Annotated in this window: 19 protein-coding genes; 11 read left to right on the top strand and 8 right to left on the bottom strand. The window is 72.0% G+C overall.

The window, feature by feature from the left end:
• Positions 1-228: 228 nt before the first annotated feature.
• The gene (locus ACE4Q9_RS14650; RefSeq protein ID WP_397984678.1) at positions 229-1,017 is read right to left on the bottom strand and encodes an ECF subfamily RNA polymerase sigma factor, BldN family; all 789 of its coding nucleotides are present in this window, start codon (positions 1,015-1,017) and stop codon (positions 229-231) included.
• Between the two features lie 331 nt (positions 1,018-1,348).
• Positions 1,349-2,278, bottom strand: a complete 930-nt coding sequence (locus ACE4Q9_RS14645; protein ID WP_397984677.1) for an HAD family hydrolase — start codon at positions 2,276-2,278, stop codon at positions 1,349-1,351.
• A gap of 109 nt (positions 2,279-2,387) precedes the next feature.
• Here ACE4Q9_RS14645 and ACE4Q9_RS14640 point away from each other — a divergent pair, with 109 nt between their 5' ends.
• The 5 genes from ACE4Q9_RS14640 (at position 2,388) to ACE4Q9_RS14620 (ending at position 8,086) form a co-directional block, all read left to right on the top strand.
• On the top strand, positions 2,388-2,687 hold the full coding sequence (locus tag ACE4Q9_RS14640; RefSeq protein WP_397984676.1) for a glutaredoxin family protein: 300 nt from the start codon (positions 2,388-2,390) through the stop codon (positions 2,685-2,687).
• 302 nt (positions 2,688-2,989) lie between these two features.
• Positions 2,990-3,754, top strand: a complete 765-nt coding sequence (locus tag ACE4Q9_RS14635) for a redox-sensing transcriptional repressor Rex (protein ID WP_397984675.1) — start codon at positions 2,990-2,992, stop codon at positions 3,752-3,754.
• A complete protein-coding gene (locus ACE4Q9_RS14630) occupies positions 3,751-5,430 on the top strand; it encodes a glutamyl-tRNA reductase (protein WP_397984674.1) in 1,680 nt (559 codons plus the stop codon). Before ACE4Q9_RS14635 ends, ACE4Q9_RS14630 begins: the two co-directional genes overlap by 4 nt.
• Positions 5,427-6,386, top strand: coding sequence for a hydroxymethylbilane synthase (gene hemC, locus ACE4Q9_RS14625; protein ID WP_397984673.1), 960 nt, complete (start codon positions 5,427-5,429; stop codon positions 6,384-6,386). Before ACE4Q9_RS14630 ends, hemC begins: the two co-directional genes overlap by 4 nt.
• Positions 6,383-8,086, top strand: coding sequence for a uroporphyrinogen-III synthase (locus ACE4Q9_RS14620; protein ID WP_397984672.1), 1,704 nt, complete (start codon positions 6,383-6,385; stop codon positions 8,084-8,086). The genes hemC and ACE4Q9_RS14620 overlap by 4 nt, the downstream gene beginning before the upstream one ends.
• A 61-nt stretch (positions 8,087-8,147) precedes the next feature.
• On the opposite strand, the gene ACE4Q9_RS14615 is transcribed toward ACE4Q9_RS14620, so the two are convergent.
• Both ACE4Q9_RS14615 and ACE4Q9_RS14610 read right to left on the bottom strand, forming a co-directional pair.
• Entirely contained in the window at positions 8,148-8,342 is a 195-nt protein-coding gene (locus ACE4Q9_RS14615) for a DUF397 domain-containing protein (protein WP_397984671.1), read from the bottom strand.
• A complete protein-coding gene (locus ACE4Q9_RS14610; RefSeq protein WP_397984670.1) occupies positions 8,339-9,172 on the bottom strand; it encodes a DUF5753 domain-containing protein in 834 nt (277 codons plus the stop codon). Before ACE4Q9_RS14610 ends, ACE4Q9_RS14615 begins: the two co-directional genes overlap by 4 nt.
• Before the next feature lie 160 nt (positions 9,173-9,332).
• Here ACE4Q9_RS14610 and ACE4Q9_RS14605 point away from each other — a divergent pair, with 160 nt between their 5' ends.
• Together ACE4Q9_RS14605 and ACE4Q9_RS14600 are read left to right on the top strand one after the other, a co-directional pair.
• Positions 9,333-9,770: an ATP-binding protein gene (locus tag ACE4Q9_RS14605; RefSeq protein ID WP_397984669.1), complete on the top strand. Its 438-nt coding sequence runs from the start codon at positions 9,333-9,335 to the stop codon at positions 9,768-9,770.
• A gap of 79 nt (positions 9,771-9,849) precedes the next feature.
• Complete coding sequence (locus ACE4Q9_RS14600; protein ID WP_397984668.1) at positions 9,850-10,176, top strand: nucleoside triphosphate pyrophosphohydrolase; 327 nt, start codon at positions 9,850-9,852, stop codon at positions 10,174-10,176.
• A gap of 251 nt (positions 10,177-10,427) precedes the next feature.
• Here ACE4Q9_RS14600 and ACE4Q9_RS14595 read toward each other — a convergent pair whose 3' ends face one another.
• On the bottom strand, positions 10,428-11,423 hold the full coding sequence (locus tag ACE4Q9_RS14595; protein WP_397984667.1) for a phospholipase D-like domain-containing protein: 996 nt from the start codon (positions 11,421-11,423) through the stop codon (positions 10,428-10,430).
• A gap of 206 nt (positions 11,424-11,629) precedes the next feature.
• Between ACE4Q9_RS14595 and hemB the strand changes: the two genes are divergently transcribed.
• From hemB to ACE4Q9_RS14580, 3 genes are all read left to right on the top strand, one after another.
• A complete protein-coding gene (gene hemB / locus ACE4Q9_RS14590) occupies positions 11,630-12,622 on the top strand; it encodes a porphobilinogen synthase (protein WP_397984666.1) in 993 nt (330 codons plus the stop codon).
• Positions 12,623-12,718: 96 nt separating this feature from the next.
• Positions 12,719-13,741: an LLM class flavin-dependent oxidoreductase gene (locus ACE4Q9_RS14585; RefSeq protein ID WP_397984665.1), complete on the top strand. Its 1,023-nt coding sequence runs from the start codon at positions 12,719-12,721 to the stop codon at positions 13,739-13,741.
• Between the two features lie 21 nt (positions 13,742-13,762).
• Positions 13,763-14,398 carry an NAD(P)-dependent oxidoreductase gene (locus ACE4Q9_RS14580; protein WP_397984664.1) on the top strand — a complete coding sequence of 212 codons (636 nt, stop codon included), beginning with the start codon at positions 13,763-13,765 and terminating at the stop codon, positions 14,396-14,398.
• 25 nt (positions 14,399-14,423) lie between these two features.
• Here the strand turns inward: ACE4Q9_RS14580 and ACE4Q9_RS14575 are convergent, their stop codons facing one another.
• Positions 14,424-15,185, bottom strand: coding sequence for a DUF4232 domain-containing protein (locus tag ACE4Q9_RS14575; protein ID WP_397984663.1), 762 nt, complete (start codon positions 15,183-15,185; stop codon positions 14,424-14,426).
• A 176-nt stretch (positions 15,186-15,361) separates the two neighbouring features.
• Here ACE4Q9_RS14575 and ACE4Q9_RS14570 point away from each other — a divergent pair, with 176 nt between their 5' ends.
• The gene (locus tag ACE4Q9_RS14570) at positions 15,362-16,927 is read left to right on the top strand and encodes a helix-turn-helix domain-containing protein (protein WP_397984662.1); all 1,566 of its coding nucleotides are present in this window, start codon (positions 15,362-15,364) and stop codon (positions 16,925-16,927) included.
• A 59-nt stretch (positions 16,928-16,986) separates the two neighbouring features.
• On the opposite strand, the gene ACE4Q9_RS14565 is transcribed toward ACE4Q9_RS14570, so the two are convergent.
• Together ACE4Q9_RS14565 and ACE4Q9_RS14560 are read right to left on the bottom strand one after the other, a co-directional pair.
• The gene (locus tag ACE4Q9_RS14565) at positions 16,987-17,805 is read right to left on the bottom strand and encodes a DUF4253 domain-containing protein (protein WP_397984661.1); all 819 of its coding nucleotides are present in this window, start codon (positions 17,803-17,805) and stop codon (positions 16,987-16,989) included.
• A 52-nt stretch (positions 17,806-17,857) separates the two neighbouring features.
• Positions 17,858-18,238, bottom strand: coding sequence for a VOC family protein (locus ACE4Q9_RS14560; protein WP_397984660.1), 381 nt, complete (start codon positions 18,236-18,238; stop codon positions 17,858-17,860).
• Between the last annotated feature and the right edge of the window lie 28 nt (positions 18,239-18,266).

Here is an 18,266-nt window from a genome sequence, read left to right as displayed (position 1 = left end):
CATGACGGTCGACTCCCCAGGGGGTCCTGAGGGTTGCACGCCCCCGGTCGTACCACCCGATCGGGCGATGGTCCGGCCGGGAGGTGACCACAGGGAGCCTGTATCCCGCTCAACGACTGGTGCGGCACTTGGGTTACGGACCCTCTTTGATCCGTGCGGAAAGTCAACGCGCCTTTACGGAAGGTGAGTTGGCGCTCGCAAGAAGTGGCGGTCCGGGGGCGGCCGCTTTCAGCGGGCGTCGTCCGGCAGCAGCCGGGCGAGGGTGCGGACGGCGCGGTACTGGAGGGTCTTGATCGCGCCCTCGTTCTTGCCCATGACCCGTGCGGTCTCCGCGACCGAGAGGCCCTGGAGGAAGCGGAGCGTCACGCACTCCTGCTGCTGCGGGTTGAGGCGTCGTACGGCGTCCAGGAGCGCGGCGTTCGACAGGGACTCCAGGACGGAGTCCTCCGGGGAGCGCTCGACCTCGTTGGCGTCCAGCATCTCGCCGGTGGTGACCTCCAGGCGGAAGCGGCTGGACTTGAAGTGGTCGGCGACCAGGTTGCGGGCGATCGTCACCAGCCAGGCGCCGAAGTCGCGGCCCTGCCAGGTGAAGGTGCCGATCCGGCGCAGGGCGCGCAGAAAGGTCTCGCTGGTCAGGTCCTCGGCGGTGGCGCGGCCGCCCACCCGGTAGTAGATGTACCGGTAGACGGTGTCGCTGTACTGGTCGTACAGCCGTCCGAAGGCCTCGGCCTCGCCCGCCTGGGCGCGCTCGACCAGGTCCATCATCCGGGCGCTGTCGCTGTCGGCGGCCGGGCGGCGGGCGGTGGTCGCGCCGCTGGCACCGGCGGGGCGCCCGCGTCTGGCGACGGCGGCGCCGCCGTCGGCCAGTGCGTAGCACGGGCCCGTGGGCGTGGCGATGGCGAAGGCAGGGACGGTGAGCGCGGTGGGGACGAGGCCGCGCAGCGTCTCTTTGACCGTTGCGACAGTTGCGCGCAGCGTAGCCAGGCCCGAGGCGTCAACCCCGACGTGTGGGTACACGGGACTCCCAGAGGCAGAGCTTTCATCACGTGCAGTGCGGAACCGTTCACCCGTCGTAGCGACGGAGGGGTACCGGTTTGCGTCTGAGGAGAATAACGCTTCGTGCAGGCCCTGCTACACCGAGTTGCTCAAATCACCGATTGCGTCGCATCTGTAACCGATTGTTGCCCTATCCCGTTCCGCAACCTGATCACTTCTTGACCGAAAAAGGGCGTGTTTCGGTGAACTCCAGGACATCTTGAAATGGCCGCGGCATAATTCCGGCCGCGGGAGAGGGCGCCGAGAGGCGCTGCTTGGAGGCGCGGGGGATCCGTGCCCGGCCGACCGATCCTTATCGGCGCCGGCGACTCAAAGCGATCGCCGCCGCAGTGCCACCGGCCACCGCTCCGACGCCCGCCGCCGCCGGGATCCCCACCTTCGCCGCCTTGCGCCCCGTGCGGTAGTCGCGGAGCCGCCAGTCCTTCTCGCGCGCGTGCTTGCGCAGCTTGGCGTCCGGGTTGATGGCGTAGGGGTGGCCGACGAGGGACAGCATCGGGATGTCGTTGTGGCTGTCGCTGTACGCCGCGCAGCGGGCGAGGTCAAGCCCCTCCGCCGCGGCCAGTGCCCGCACCGCCTCCGCCTTGGCGGGCCCGTGCAGCGGCTCGCCGACCAGCCGGCCGGTGTAGATGCCGTCCACCGACTCCGCGACCGTCCCGAGCGCACCGGTCAGACCCAGCCGGCGCGCGATCACCGTGGCGATCTCCACCGGCGCCGCCGTGACCAGCCACACCTTCTGCCCGGCGTCCAGGTGGGCCTGGGCGAGCGCGCGGGTGCCGGGCCAGATGCGGTCGGCCATGTACTCGTCGTAGATCTCCTCGCCGATCGTCTGGAGTTCGACGACGCGGTGGCCCTTGACGATGGACAGCGCCGAGTCGCGGGCGTCCTGCATGTGCTCGGGGTCCTCGACCCCGGCCAGCCGGAACCACGCCTGCTGCCAGGCGAAGCGCGCCAGGTCGCGGGTCTCGAAGAACTTGCGCTTGTACAGGCCGCGGCCGAAGTGGAAGATCGCGGCGCCCTGCATCACGGTGTTGTCGAGGTCGAAGAAGGCGGCCGCGCTGGTGTCGCCGATCACCGGGAAAACCGGTTCCTCCGCTTCGGCCGGCGCGGTCTGCTGTGCCTCCTTGGAGGACTTGCGGGCGGCCTCCGCCGAGGCCTCGCCTGCCAACACGCTCCGCGCCGTGGCGGAGCGCCTACGGGGAGTGAGCCATCCGAGAGCGGCCATGTCGTGAGCATAGCCAGTCCGTTCGGTGCTTCCGGAGCCGGAAGGTTCGAACGCCGTGAACTCTGGGTGAGGCGAGGGTTGAACCGGGTGTGCCGAGCCGCGCGCGAGAATGGCCGGTATGAGTCCACTCTTCCGACGCAACGGCGGCAAGAACGCGAAACCAGAGCCCGGCGAGCGGCTGGTCACCCTGATCCGCAAGCCCGGCTGCCATCTGTGCGACGACGCCGAGGCCGTGATCGAGAAGGTCTGCGGGGAACTCGGGGTGCCGTGGGACCAGAAGGACATCAGCGAGGACAAGGGGCTGTACGACCGGTACTGGGAGCAGATCCCCGTCGTGCTGGTCGACGGTGAGCAGCACACCTTCTGGCGCGTGAACGCCGACCGGCTCCGCAAAGCACTGACCGAGTAGCCCAAGGCACTGACCGAGTAGTCCAAAGCGTCCCGAAAGTCGCTTAGGATCTATGGGCGGTTTGGTCTCGGGGGCGGGATTCGTGAGGAGCGTGTGCGGTTTTGCCCCCAGTAACGAAGGTGCACGGGTGTGCGCCCGCTGGTTCCCGCCAACGGCGGGAAAGATGCGTGACCCCGGTCACTTCTGCCGGGCAAATCGGACACCATCTTTGTGCACGCGTTCACAAAGACATAGCCTGCTGTCGACGGGGCGGTCCGGGGACGTATGACCGCCCGCAGCCCCGCTCTACCATCAGGAGCACCGTGGCAACTGGCCGAACACACCGACCGGCGACCCGCAGCCGAGGGATTCCCGAGGCCACCGTCGCCAGGCTTCCGCTGTACCTCCGAGCCCTGACCGCGCTGTCCGAGCGCTCGGTGCCCACGGTCTCCTCCGAGGAGCTGGCCGCGGCCGCGGGGGTCAACTCCGCCAAGCTGCGCAAGGACTTCTCGTACCTGGGCTCCTACGGAACGCGCGGTGTCGGCTACGACGTGGAGTATCTCGTCTACCAGATCTCCCGTGAACTCGGCCTCACCCAGGACTGGCCGGTTGTCATCGTCGGTATCGGCAACCTCGGCGCCGCCCTCGCCAACTACGGCGGGTTCGCCTCCCGCGGTTTCCGCGTGGCCGCGCTGATAGACGCGGACCCGGCCCTGACCGGCAAGCCGGTCGCGGGCATCCCGGTGCAGCACACCGACGACCTCGAGAAGATCATCAAGGACGACCGGGTCTCCATCGGCGTCATCGCCACCCCGGCCGGCGCCGCCCAGCAGGTCTGCGACCGGCTCGTGGCCGCCGGGGTCACCTCCATCCTGAACTTCGCGCCGACCGTGCTGTCCGTGCCGGACGGCGTCGACGTGCGCAAGGTCGACCTGTCGATCGAGCTCCAGATCCTCGCCTTCCACGAGCAGCGAAAGTCCGGCGAGGAGACCGCGGCCGGTGACGGCGCCCTGCCCGCCGCCGTCACGCCCCGCGACGACGCCGACCAGGGACCCGACGGGGACGTACCCGCCGTGATGCCCGCATGAGCCTCCTCGTCGTCGGACTGAGCCACCGCAGCGCCCCGGTCAGCGTGCTGGAGCGGGCGGCGCTGAACGCGGACGCCCAGACCAAGCTGCTGCACGACACGGTCGCCGCCGAGCCCGCCACCGAGGCCGCGGTGCTCGCCACCTGCAACCGCATCGAGCTGTACGCCGACGTGGACAAGTTCCACGCCGGTGTCGCCGAGCTGTCCACGCTGCTCGCCCAGCACAGCGGCGTCGGCCTGGAGGAACTGACCCCCTACCTGTACGTCCACTACGAGGACCGGGCCGCCCACCACCTCTTCTCGGTGGCCTGCGGCCTGGACTCCATGGTGGTCGGCGAGGGCCAGATCCTCGGCCAGATCAAGGACTCCCTGGCCCGCGCCCAGGAGCTGCACACCGCGGGCAAGCTGCTGAACGACCTGTTCCAGCAGGCCCTGCGGGTCGGCAAGCGCGCCCACTCCGAGACCGGCATCGACCGCGCGGGCCAGTCCCTGGTCACCTTCGGCCTGGAGCAGCTGGCCGCGGGCGGCGACGTGCGGCGCTGGGCGGCCGGCCGCCGGGCGCTGGTGATCGGCGCCGGTTCGATGTCCTCGCTGGCCGCCGCCACGCTCGCGCGGACCGGGGTCGCCGAGATCGTCGTCGCCAACCGCACCTTCGACCGGGCCGAGCGCCTCGCCGGGATCCTCCGGGAGGCCGACGACCACGCGGTGACCGCCCGTGCGGTACGGATGGACGCCGTGCCGGACGAGCTGACACGTGCCGACGTCGTCGTCTCCTGCACCGGGGCGACCGGCCTGGTGCTCACGGCGGAGGCGGTCGCGCAGGCGGTCGAGGGCCGCACCGGGCAGCCGGCCGTCGCCGAGCCCGGTCTTCCGGCCGTGAAGCCCGAGGCTCCGCAGCCCGCCGCCGACGAGAACTGCCCCCTCGACCTGGCCGCCGCCCAGCCCGGCTTCTCCGTCATGGGCGAGGCGGCCGTGGCCGGCATGGACGCGGCCACCCTGGAACAGCACGCGGCCTGGGCCGCCGGTGGCGGCACGCGCCCGGCGGGTGGTCGTACCAACGAGTCCGCCGGGGCCGACGCCGAGCTGATCACCGCGCTCGCCGCGACCGCCGCCAGCGCGGGCCGGATCCCCGAGCGGCGCCGCCCCGAGCCGGTCGCCGAGCGTCCCGCGCCCGTCGTCTTCCTCCTCGACCTGGCCATGCCCCGCGACATCGACGCCGCCGTGCACCGCCTGGCCGGGGTGCGCCTGGTGGACATCGAGTCGCTGGCCGAGGCCTCCGCGGACGCGCCGATGGCGGCCGACGTGGACCAGGTCCGGCGTATCGTCTCCGACGAGGTCGCGGCCTTCGGGGCGGCCCTGCGCGCGGCGCACATCACGCCGACCGTGGTCGCACTGCGCACCATGGCCGCGGACGTCGTCGCCGCCGAGATCGCGCGGCTCCACGGGCGCCTGCCCGACCTGGACGAACGCCAGCGCGGGGAGATCCGCCAGGCCGTGCACCGGGTCGTCGACAAGCTGCTGCACGCGCCGACCGTTCGGGTCAAGCAGCTCGCGGCCGAGCCCGGTGGCACCGGGTACGCGGACGCGCTGCGCACCCTGTTCGACCTCGATCCCGAGACGGTCGCCTCCGTCTCGCGGGCCGGGGACAGCACAGAAACGAAGGACCGACCGGCATGAGTGACAAGGCACTGCGACTGGGGACCAGGCGGAGCAAGCTCGCCATGGCCCAGTCCGGCCAGGTGGCGGAGGCCGTCCGCCGGGTGACCGGGCGACCGGTCGAGCTGGTCGAGATCACGACGTACGGCGACACCTCCCGCGAGCACCTCGCGCAGATCGGCGGCACCGGCGTGTTCGTCACGGCGCTGCGCGACGCGCTGCTGCGCGGTGAGGTCGACTTCGCCGTCCACTCGCTCAAGGACCTCCCCACGGCCCAGCCCGGGGAACTGGTCCTGGCCGCCCTGCCGGTGCGCGAGGACCCGCGGGACGTGCTCGTGGCGCGCGACGCCCTGAAGTTCACCGACCTGCCGCGCGGCGCCCGCATAGGCACCGGCTCCCCGCGCCGCATGGCACAGCTGAACGCGTACGCCCGCGCCCACGGACTGGACATAGAGACGGTCCCGATCCGCGGCAACGTGGACACCCGCATCCGGTACGTCCGCGACGGCGAGCTCGACGCGGTCGTCCTGGCCGCCGCCGGACTCAACCGGATCGGCCGCATCGAAGAGGTGACCGACTTCCTGTCGGTCGACACGGTTCTGCCCGCCCCCGGCCAGGGGGCACTGGCGATCGAGTGCGCGGCCCAGCGCGCGGACCTGATCGCGGCGCTCGGCGAGCTCGACGACCCGTTCACGCGGGCCGCCGTGACCGCCGAACGGTCACTGCTCGCCGCCCTGGAGGCCGGTTGCAGCGCACCTGTGGGTGCGCTGGCCGACCTGTTGGGCGACGGGCAGATTGTCAAGGAAATGCGCCTGCGCGCCGTCGTCGGGACCACCGACGGCACCCGCATGGTGCAGTTGTCCACCACCGGTCCCGTGCCCCAGACGCACGAGGGTGCGCTGGCACTCGGTAGCGAACTCGCCGCCGAGATGCTCGACCAGGGCGCGGCCGGTCTGATGGGGGAGCGAGCACATTGAGCCCCACCGCCCTTCCTGCCGCCGGTCCGGAACACGGGCACGTCACCTTCCTCGGTGCCGGACCCGGGGATCCGGGACTGCTGACTCTGCGCGCCGTGGAGGCACTGTCGAACGCGGACGTCCTGATCGCCGAGCCCGAAGTGCTCGATGTGATCCGGACGCACGCGCGGCAGGGCGTCTCCGTCGTGCACACCGACGGGGACCTGTCCACGTCGCCACCGGGCACGCCGCAGCTCACGGTCGTTGACGGCACGTCAACCACCGCCGCTGCCCCGTCTCCTGCCCGGGATGCCGTTCATCTTGTCATGGAGGCCGCGCGGGGCGGCAGGCGGGTGGTGCGTGCGGTTCCGGGCGACCCCGGACTCGACACGGACGCCGCCGAGGAGATGCTCGCGTGCGCCGCGGCCGGGGTGCCCTTCGAGGTCGTACCCGGTGTCGCGGCCGCGGTCGGCGTCCCGGCGTACGCCGGTGTGCCGCTGCGGGACGCGGACGGCGCGGACGTCCGGTTCGTGGACGCCCGTACCGCCTCCGACCGCTGCTGGACCGAGGTCGGCGCCTCCGACGGCACGGTGGTCGTCTCCACGACCCTGGACGCGGTGGCCGCCGCGGCGGGCGAGCTGGTCTCGGCCGGCCGCAAGCCGGACACCCCGCTGACGGTCACCGTCGCCGGTACGACGACCCGCCAGCGCACCTGGTCGGCCACGCTCGGCACCATCGCGCAGACGCTGAAGCAGGCGAAGGTGCTGCCCTCGCCGGACGGCGGCCGCCCGGTGATAGCCGTGGTCGGCGAGCGCTCCGCCGCCGCGCGGCGCGACCAGCTGTCGTGGTTCGAGTCCAAGCCGCTGTTCGGCTGGAAGGTGCTCGTGCCGCGCACGAAGGAGCAGTCGGCGTCGCTCTCCGAGCAGCTGCGTTCCTACGGCGCGGTGCCGCACGAGGTCCCCACCATCGCGGTGGAGCCGCCGCGCACGCCCCAGCAGATGGAGCGCGCGGTCAAGGGCCTGGTCACCGGACGCTACGAGTGGATCGCCTTCACGTCGGTCAACGCGGTGAAGGCGGTGCGGGAGAAGTTCGAGGAGTACGGCCTTGACGCTCGGGCTTTTGCGGGTATCAAGGTGGCTGCGGTGGGCGAGCAGACGGCTCGCGCGCTGATCGCCTTCGGCGTGAAGCCGGACCTGGTGCCGAGCGGCGAGCAGTCGGCCGCGGGTCTGCTGGAGGACTGGCCGCCGTACGACCCGGTCTTCGACCCGATCGACCGTGTCTTCCTGCCCCGCGCCGACATCGCCACGGAGACCCTGGTGGCCGGGCTGATCGAGCTGGGCTGGGAGGTGGACGACGTCACCGCCTACCGCACGGTGCGCGCCTCGCCCCCGCCGGCCGAGACCCGCGAGGCGATCAAGGGCGGCGGCTTCGACGCGGTCCTGTTCACCTCGTCCTCCACGGTCCGCAACCTCGTCGGCATCGCGGGCAAGCCGCACAACGTGACGGTGATCGCCTGCATCGGCCCGGCGACGGCGAAGACGGCCGAGGAACACGGCCTGCGCGTCGACGTCATGGCCCCGGAGCCCTCGGTCGCGAAACTGGCCGAGGCGCTGGCCGCCTTCGGCACGAAGCGCCGTGACGCGGCACTGGAGTCGGGGGACCCGGTGACCCGCCCGAGCGAACGCCGGCCGGGAGCACGGCGGCGTCGTTCGACGACGTGAACCGGCCCACCCGCCCACCCGAAGCTCTTGGCTGCTGGGTGGGCGGGTGGCTTTTCGCCGGTCAGTGCCTCGACGCGTACGGCAGGAAGCTCGCCCAGGTGGTGGGGGTGAGGGCGAGGCGGGGGCCGGTGGGGTTCTTGGAGTCGCGGACGAGGATCTGCTCGGGCACGGTGGCCACCTCGACGCAGGAGGGCCCTTCGGACGAGCTGTAACTGCTCTTGACCCATTCCAGCTCGGGGCTAGGTGTGAGGCTCATGTCTCTCCAAGTACTTTGTCGATCAAGGCCAACGACTGTCGTGGCGTGAGTGCCTGCGCTCGGATAATCCCATAGCGCATGTCGCCGAGGTTGGTCTCCTTCGGGTTGCAGAACATGCGGCTGATGAACGCTGCTTCGCTCAGTGTCACGGTCGCCCCGTCCTTAAGTTTGAGCAGTCGGAAGGGGCCGTCGAGGCCTGAGTTCTCCTCGCTGCCCAGCGGGAGGACTTGGAGGTCGACGTTCGGCAACTGGGCTACCTCCAACATTCGTTCGAGCTGTCCGCGCATGACCATCTTGCCTCCGATCAGCCGCCGTAGCGTCGACTCGCACAGCACGAAGCTGAAGAGGGGCTGGGCTTTTGCGGTGTCGATGATCTCCTGACGGGCGAGCCGGGCGGCCACCTGCCGTTCCAAATCCTCCACCGTTAGAGGCGGTCGCTGAGATCCGATGACGGCTCGCGCGTAGTCTGCGGTCTGTAGGAGGCCATCCACAATCGAGTTGTTGTAGGAACAGATCTCCACCGCCTCGGCTTCCAGGCGCTTCACGTCCCGTACCTTCTTCGGATAGCGGGCCTCCTCCAGGTCGGCCTTCATCGCGGAGATCCTGCCCTCGGCCCGCAACGCCTCGTCCGCCGCGTCGAGATACTCGGGGCGGGGGATCCGCCGCCTCCGCTCCACCGAGGAGACCAGTTCCTCCCCGTACCCGATCAGCGTGCCGAACTCCGCCTGCGTGAGGCCCGCCGCCTCGCGCCAGAGCTTCAACTGCCGGGCCACCGTGCGAATGACGGCCCCGGCCTCCTCGTCCCCCAGTTCCGCGTCCCAGTCGCTCACGTCCGCCGCCCTCCCGTCGCTTCCTGCCGGGCCCAACCACGGACGCGCGCCTCCGGTCACGCCGTACAGCCCGGACGGAACCGGACAACTCTCGGACAGGCGCTGGTCGCACGGGCCAACGACATTCACAGGCTACGCAGGAACGGCCACGCTGCGTGATGTGAATCAGGAAACCCAGCAGACCACGCTGGCGCAAAGGCCACCGCGCCAGTTCTCCGTACCGCTGTCGGCCACCCGCAGGGGCGCCCGCCTGGCGAGGCTCCTCGCGGTCGAGCAACTGGAGTCTTGGAGCGTCCCGTTGGACCCGGCACGGCTGATCGTGGCCGAACTGGCGACGAACGCCGTGCTGCACGGCCGGGTACCGGGCCGCAGCTTCCGCCTGACCCTGCTGCTGCCGGCTCCGGGCCTCCTGCGCATCGAGGTCACGGACACCCGCGCGGACTCCCTCCCGGTGCGCGTCCCCACCCCCTCCGAATCCGGCTACGGCCTGCTCCTGGTCGACACCCTGTCCACACGCTGGGGCGTCCGTCAGGGGCCGGTGCCGTGCAAGACGGTGTGGGCCGAGTGCGTGTTCGCGCCGCTCGGACCCGCGTCGTGAGCGCGACTTCCCTAGGCTGCGGCGGCATGAAGGGGCGCCATTCGGCGCTCGCCTCACGGACATGCGCGGGAGGGCACGGGTGAACTCCTACAGCAGGCACGGGAAGTTGGTGCGGAACCGGATTCCGCAGATCATTCGCGACGGCGGGACCGAGCCGGTCTTCTACACCGCGGGCCGGGGCGAATATCGCAGCCGGCTGCGGGACAAGCTCGGTGAGGAGGTCGCCGAGTTCCTCGCGGCGGACGACGACGTGGCGCCGGAGGAGCTGGCGGACGTGCTGGAAGTGGTCCGTGCTCTGGCCGCGGACCTGGGAGTCGGCGAGGACCAGTTGGAGAAGATCCGCGCGGCGAAGACGGCCGAGCGCGGCGACTTCTCCGACCGGATCGTCTGGACGGGCAACCGCTGACCGGAGGCCGTCCGGACGATCTCCACAGGACCTCACGTTCCGGGCCTGGTCAGTACGGCATGGCAGACGCCGGGCAGGGGCAGCGCGGGGGCCTCGGCAGCGGGAGCGAGGCCGGCCCGGTGGGCGAGGGCGACGATCTCGTCCGGGGAGATGCCGCGCTGGAAGGTGGGCCCGGCTGGGCGACGCGGGGCCCGGCGCGGGCGGTCAGAGCCGGCCCGGCCGGGCTGGGGAGCGTGAGCGGGGGCTCGGTGTTATGCCGACGTGCCGCCCGCGTAGTCGCTGCTGAACGTCGTCTCGATGGTCTGCGCCACCGGCTGGGCCACGCCCGTGCCGGTCAGGATGATGCCCAGCTCCCGGTTGTTGCTCAGGGAGTTGCTGCTGATGTTCATCGAACCGGCCTCCACCGCCTGGGTGGACAGGCCGTAGTCGGCGACCATGGCCTTGGCGTGGATGTAGAAGCCGTTCGGGTCGGAGTAGCCGACCACCGTGCCGCCCGCCGCCTTGATCGCGGAGACCTCGCTGGCGTAGCTCGCGGGGTCTTCGAGGACGACGCGGACCTTCACGCCCGCCTTGGCGCGGGCCACGATCGCGTTGACGACCGTGCTGTCGCTGAACTCCAGCTCCTGCACGTCGAGCGTCTTGGTCGCGGCGTCGATGAAGGACACCAGGCGGCTGCGGGAGTCGGTCGGGGACCACAGGAGGTGGTCGCCGTCGCCGGGGGTGACCGAGGTGCCGGCGTAGTCGGCGTCGAAGACCTTCTCGATGGCGGCGACATCGCGGGTGTCGTCGGTGAAGACGCCGTAGTCCCGGCTGGTCGTGTAGTACTGCGAGGTCAGATTGCCGGTCAGGATCAGGGACTTGGTGCCGTCCACCGTGATCGTCTTCTGGTGGGTGTAGGTGAAGGCCGACGAGGACCAGACGACGCCCACGCCCGCGTTCGTCAGCGTCGTGTACGCCGCGTTGTCCGCGCTCTTGTGCTGCCGGTCCAGGACGACCCGGACGGCGACGCCCTTCTTCTCCAGCGCGACCAGGTCGTTGACGGCCGTGGTGTCCTCCAGCTCGTACATCGTCATGTCGAGCTTGCTGGTGGCCGAGTTGATGAAGTCGTAGATCGCCGGCTGACTGGTGCCGGCCTGGGAGAAGGCGAACGCCGAGTACGTCGCCGCGTTAGCGGGGACGGCGGCGACGGCGACGGCGGTGCCGGCGGCGAGGGCGACGGCAGCGCGGGTGAGGGCCTTCCGCAGCATTGCGTGACTCCTTTTGGGAGGCAGGGGAGTGGTGTCGGGTGCATGACACCACGCGCGTAGAACGCTGGGGAGGCGGCCGGATCCAGAGATGGCCAGCGGGGCGCAAAAACTCCGTATCGGGGTTCCGGTTTGCCCCTCAATGCCGGGTGGCGGGGCCGACAGGGCGTCGGTAAGGAAGGGGAGCGGGCGGGCGTAGCGTAGAAGGCATGACGAAGTACGGATCTTTCCCCGGTACGCGTCCCCGCCGGCTGCGGACCTCGCCCGTCATGCGGCGGATGGTCGCCGAGACGCGTCTGCACCCCGCCGACCTGATCCTCCCCGCGTTCGTCCGCGAGGGCGCCGGCGGGCCCGTGCCGATCGCCGCGATGCCCGGTGTCGTCCAGCATTCCCGCGACAGCCTGAAGAAGGCCGCGGCGGAGGCCGTCGAGGCCGGGATCTCCGGGATCATGCTGTTCGGCGTGCCGGAGGACGGCAAGAAGGACGCCCAGGGAACGGCCGGTACCGACCCGGAGGGCATCCTCCAGGTCGCGCTGCGCGACGTACGCGCCGAGGTCGGCGACGACCTCCTCGTCATGTCCGACCTGTGCCTGGACGAGTTCACCGACCACGGGCACTGCGGGGTGCTGGACGCCGAGGGCCGGGTCGACAACGACGCCACCCTGGAGCGGTACGCCGAGATGGCCCAGGTGCAGGCCGACGCCGGCGCCCATGTGGTCGGCCCCAGCGGGATGATGGACGGCCAGATCGGCGTCATCCGCGACGCGCTCGACCAGATCGGCCGCGAGGACGTGGCGATCCTCGCCTACACCGCGAAGTACTCCTCCGCCTTCTACGGCCCCTTCCGCGAGGCCGTCGCCTCCTCGCTCCGGGGCGACCGCAAGACGTACCAGCAGGACCCGGCCAACTGGCGTGAGTCGCTGCGGGAGTTGGAGCTGGACCTCGCCGAGGGCGCGGACATGGTGATGGTCAAGCCGGCCGGGCCGTACCTCGACATCCTCGCGCGGGTCGCGGACGCGGTGGACGTGCCGGTGGCCGCGTACCAGATCTCCGGCGAGTACGCGATGATCGAGGCCGCGGCCGAGAAGGGCTGGATCGAGCGGGACCGGGCGATCTTCGAGACCCTGACGGGGATCAAGCGGGCCGGGGCGCGGAACATCCTCACGTACTGGGCGACCGAGGTGGCGCAGAAGCTGCGCTGAACCAAGGGAGCGGGCTGGAGCCGCGTGGAACCAGGAGAGTGCGGGCCGGGGCGGTAGTTGAGGAATCAATCAGTTCGGTCCGCTGTTCACGGCGGTATGAAACGCATCGGCTTCCTCTCCTTCGGCCACTGGGGCGACGGCCCGCACTCGCGGACCCGCAGCGCCTCGGACACGCTGCTCCAGTCCATCGACCTCGCCGTGGCCGCCGAGGAGCTGGGCGCCGACGGGGCGTACTTCCGGGTGCACCACTTCGCCCGCCAGCTCGCCTCGCCCTTCCCGCTGCTCTCCGCGATCGGCGCGAAGACCTCGCGCATCGAGATCGGCACCGGCGTGATCGACATGCGCTACGAGAACCCCATGTACATGGCCGAGGACGCGGGCGCCGCCGACCTCATCTCCGGCGGCCGGCTCCAGCTCGGCGTCAGCCGCGGGTCACCGGAGCAGGTCGTCGACGGCTGGCGGTACTTCGGATACGCGCCCGGCGAGGGCGAGACCGACGCCGACATGGCCCGCACGCACACCGAGGTGCTGCTGACGGTGCTCCAGGGCAAGGGCTTCGCCGAGCCGAACCCGCGCCCGATGTTCGCCAACCCGCCGGGCCCGCTGCGCATCGAGCCGTACTCCGAGGGGCTGCGCGAGCGCATCTGGTGGGGTGCGGGCTCCAACGCCACCGCCGCCTGGGCCGCCGGGCTCGGCATGAACCTCATGAGCTCCACCGTCAAGGACGACGAGGGCGGCGCGCCCTTCCACGTACAGCAGGCGGCGCAGATCCGGGCCTTCCGCAAGGCCTGGGCCGAGGCGGGCTGGGAGCGCGAGCCCAGGGTCTCCGTCTCGCGCAGCATCTTCGCGCTCACCGACGACCGCGACCGCGCCTACTTCGGCCGCGACGGCGACAGCCGCGACAGCATCGGCTACCTCGACGCCGACACCCGTGCGATCTTCGGCCGCACGTACGCCGCCGAGCCCGCCGCCCTGGTCGAGCAGCTGGCCGGGGACGAGGCGATCGCCGAGGCCGACACGCTGCTGCTGACCGTGCCGAACCAGCTCGGCGTGGACTACAACAGTCACGTCCTGGAGAACATCCTCACCCATGTCGCGCCGGCGCTCGGCTGGCGCTGACCCCGACCGGCGGGAGTCGCCGTGCGCAAGATCCTGATCATCGGCGGGACCGGCTACACCGGCACCAACATCGCCGCCGAGGCCGTCGCACGGGGCCACCAGGTGGTGTCGTACGCGCGCTCCGCGCCCGGGACGCCGGTCGACGGGGTGACGTACACCCAGGGCGCGGCCGAGGACGCGGCGCGGCTGGTCCCCGGCCGGGACGCGGTGGTCGCGGCCCTGTCGCCGCGCGGCGACCTGGTGGGCCGGCTCCCCGGCCTGTACCGGGACATCGCCGCCGCGGCGGACGCCGCCGGCGCCCGGCTGATCGTGATCGGCGGCTTCTCCTCGCTGCGCCCCGCGCCGGGCGCCCCCCGGTTCGCCGAGGGAGAGCTGCCCGAGCAGTTCCGCTCCGAGGCGCGCGAGATGGACGCGGTCCGCGAGTGGCTCACCACCGCCGCGCCCGGCTCGCTCGACTGGACCCTGGTCTCCCCCGCGGGCGGCTACGGCGCCTGGGCCGCGGGTGAGCGGACCGGGACGTACCGGGTCGGCGGGGAGGTCGCCCTGCTCGACGAGCGGGGCAGGTCGGAGATCTCCGGCGCCGACTTCGCGCTGGCCGTCGTGGACGAGATCGAGCGGGACGCGCATCCCCGGCAGCACATCTCCGTCGCCTACTAGGCCGTCGCCCGCGGGGACGTCCGGGTCACCAGCTCGCGATGTCGGACGGGTCGGACACCCAGTAGGTGACCTTCAGCGTGCTGTCGTAGTACACGCCCTTCGCGGGCAGGGCGACGTTCGCCGTGGCGCCGCCGTCGCTGTGCGGCGTCATGCCCTGGAAGTACACGGTCAGCTTGTGGCCGGTCTGCCCGCCGTCGCCGCTGCCGTCGGCGGCGGACAGCAGCACGCCCGCGTAGCCGGACTCGCCGGGCGCGAGGGTGGTGACCGCCTGCGGCTGGGTCGACTCGTCGGCGCCGGGCGCCCACTGCATCCCGTCGAAGCGGAGCACCGGGTAGTACGTCAGGTCGCAGTACTTCGAGCCGGTGTTCTTGACCGTGAGCAGCATGTGGTTGAGCGGGCGGGCCGGCACCTGCGCGGTGACCTTGGTGTTGGAGCCGTTGCACAGGACGCGGTTCGCGGGGTCCCACGGGTTGCCCGAGGCCTTGGAACCGCCGGAGCCGCCGGAGGCGTGGGTTCCCTGGGTGCCGCCGCTCCGGTGGGTGTCGGCCGAGGTCTGCGTGCCCTTGGCGGCGGAGCCGGTCGATCCCTGCGGCGCCTTCGCGTCGGCGGAGGTCCGCGTGCCGGAGGACGCCCCGGTGCTCGCGCTCGCCGACGGGGTGTGCCGGGCGGCGCCCTCGTCCTTGGTGCCGGTGCCGTTGTCGCACGCCGTCAGGGCGAGGGCGGCGAGGGCGGCGGTGGCCGCGGCGAGCAGGGGAGTACGGGTGCGGAGGGTACGGCGGTCACGCATGGCGCTTCTCGCTTCCGGGTCGTGGGGTGCTTGGATGTCCACAGCCTGCGGGCCGTTTTGTCCCGCCCGCCAGCCCCGGCCGCCGATCCGGGACGCTGGAACGACCAGACAGGCGATGACTTGCGGATACGTCCCTCCCCTGGAACGGGGGAACGGGACAGGGGAGGGGAAGGACCGTGTCGGACAGCACCGGGGAGACCGGATTCGCCGAGCGGCTGCGGGAGTTGAAGGACCGCTCCGGGCACAGCTACGGCATGCTCGCCAAGCGGCTCCACATGAGCACGTCCACGCTGCACCGCTACTGCAACGGGGAGGCCGTGCCGACGGACTACGCCCCGGTGGAACGGATGGCGCGGCTCTGCGGGGCGTCCCCGGCGGAACTCGTGGCGCTGCACCGGAGTTGGGTGCTGGCGGACGCGGGGCGGGGGAGGAAGGCGGCCGGCGGGGACGCGGGGAGCCGGGGTGGTGAGGTGGCGGCCGCGGGAGCGGTCGAGGAGGCCGGCGGAGGGCCGGGCGAGGGGGTTTCCGAGACGGGCGCCGAGGGGGCCGCGGGGGAGACCCCCGCGGGGGCGGTGAGCGGAGGGACAGGGGGCGCGGGGGCGCTCGGGGAGGAGGCGGCCGCCAGGGAGGCGGCCTCCGGGGAGGCGGCCACCAGGGAGGCAGCGGCCTCTGGGAAGGCAGCAGTCGTCGGTGGGGAGGCGGCGGTCGTCGGTGGGGCGGCGGCGGTTGCCGGGGACACCGTGTCCGAGGGCAGCGGGCAGGCGCCGACGACGGAGCCGGTATCGCAGGCGGCCCCGACCCCCGCCCCGGAAGCCGCCGTTCCCCGCTCCCGCCTCCGCCCCCGCCGCCCCGCCCTCGTCGCCGTTCTCGCCGGAGCCGCCGTACTGGGCGCCGTGGCCGTCGCGTTCGCGCTGCCCGGCGGTGGGAGCCATGACCAGGGCGCGGCCCCCGGGGCCACCGTCTCCGACCCCGCACCGGCGACCGGTACCGGCACCGGCCCCCGGCGCCGCCCCTCGCCTTCCCCCTCGGGCTCCGCCGGGCACCCGTCGCCCTCCGCCACGCGCGGGAACGCCGGGGGCTTGGACGCCGCCCCGAGCGGACCGCCGGGCGGCGCGACCGCCGACGGGGCGGAGTCCACGGCGGCCCCGCTCGCGATCACGACCCACCCGTACTCCTGGGAAAGCCCCTGCTCCCAGCACTACTTGATCGACCGCCCGCCCGCGGACGTCTCCCCGCCGCCCGTCGAGAACGACGCGCCCGCGTGGGTGGCCGTGCACCAGGCGGTCTCGGCGGGCGAGCAGTTCGTCACGCTCACCGTGCAGGGCAGCGGCAAGCAGACCGTGGTCCTGGAGGGGATGTCGGTGCGGATGGCGGGCAAGCGCGCGCCGCTCGCCTGGAACGACTACGCCATGGGCTACCCCGGCGTCGGCTGCGGGGGCGGGGTGCCCACGCATTCCTTCACCGTCGCCCTGGACGCCGTACGGCCGGCCGTGCAGCCGGTGGCCGGGCAGCGCGGCTTCCCGCTCAGCGTGAGCGAGTCCGACCCCGAGGTCTTCTACGTCACGGCGAACGCGTCGGCATACGACGTCAGTTGGTATCTGGAGCTGTCCTGGTCCAGTGGTGGGCGGCACGGCACCCTGGAGATCGGTGACAAGGGCAGGCCCTTCCGCACCAGTGGCAGCAACGGGCGCCCCGCCTACGCCTTCCCGCTGGGCGGCGAGAAGTGGGCGCCCGCGCAGTAGCCACCGGCGGCCCTGGTCACCGGTGGCCGCCGTCACCGGCAGCCACCGTCACCGGCGGCTCAGTCCCACCAGAAGAACCACGTGGTCTCGCCGATCAGCTCCTTCGCGTAGGCGTGCAGGGAACCCGTGCCCTGCGTGATGTTGTCCGGGCAGAACGCGAAGTGCTCCGCCGCCACCGCCTCGGCCTCGGCCCGATCGGCGGGCGGGGCGGCCACGGACAGCAGCAGGGCGTCGAAGCCGAGCGCGACGACCCGTATGCCGAAGCGGTCCTCCCAGGAGCGCAGGACCGCGCACAGCCGGGCCACGTCGTTCTCGTGGTTCAGCGGGCCGGTCCAGCCGATCGCGGCCGGGATGTCGGCGGAGCGGCGCGCGGGCACGAGGGCGAGGCGGGGGGCCGGGAACACGGACTGGCGCTCGTCACCGGCGAGTTCGTCGGCGGCCCGCGCCGCGCACGTGGCCGGGTCGATGCCGAACCTCCTGGCGGGAGCGGTACCGGGCCACTGAGGGCCGAACGGCTCCAGCATGTCGCCGCTCTCCCAGCCCTCCCCGTCGCCCTCCCAGTACTCGGCGAGGACCTCCTCCGGGTCGTGGTCCCCCGGATAGGACATCTCGTCCGGTATCAACTCCCATTCCCCCGGCCCGCCTTGGGGGCCGCCCGTCTCCACCAGCACCGGCAGCAGCCCGGCGCGCGCGGCCGGGGCGCCGAGGGCGGCCCAGGTGCCGGGGGCGGCCGCCTTGTCCGCGAGCCAGAGCAGCGGCTCGTGGTGGGGGCCGTCGTCGGTCATGTCGAGCAGCCTGCCGGGCGGCAGTCGGAGCCCCAGGCCCCGGCCGCTGGGATCGGTGGCCAGCCGGGGCAGCGGGTTGAGAAGAGTCGCCATGAGGAGGACTGTAGGGGGAGGGTCTGACAACGGCCGGCGCGAGACCCTTCCGCTAGGCCAGGGTCGTGACGCAGAACGGGTGGCCTGCCGGGTCCAGGAGCACGGTCCAGCGCCGCTCGCCCGGCTGGAACCCGGGCTTGACGGCGCCGAGTTCGACGGCACGCCGCTCGGCGGCGGCCAGGTCGTCCACGCCCAGCTCGATATGGGCCTGCTTGCCCTGTGCCGGGTCCGGCCAGGTGGGCGGGCGGTAGTCCGGGACACGGGTGAAGCCGAGACCGGGGGCGCCCTCGGTGCCGAGCAGGATGAAGTCGTCGGTGGAGAAGAGAATGGGGTAGCCCAGCAACTCCCCGTAGAAGCGGGCGAGTTCGGCGGGGTCGGCGCAGTCGAAGGTGACGGCGGCACAGCGGATCGCGGGAGTCGTCTCCGTAGTCATGGAAGGGACGCTACGACGCGATCAGGAC

The organism is Streptomyces sp. AM6-12 (genome assembly GCF_044327085.1).
GTDB lineage: Bacteria > Actinomycetota > Actinomycetes > Streptomycetales > Streptomycetaceae > Streptomyces.
The sequence above is the reverse complement of the archived record's forward strand: the minus strand, read 5'-3'. Positions and strand labels throughout refer to the sequence as shown.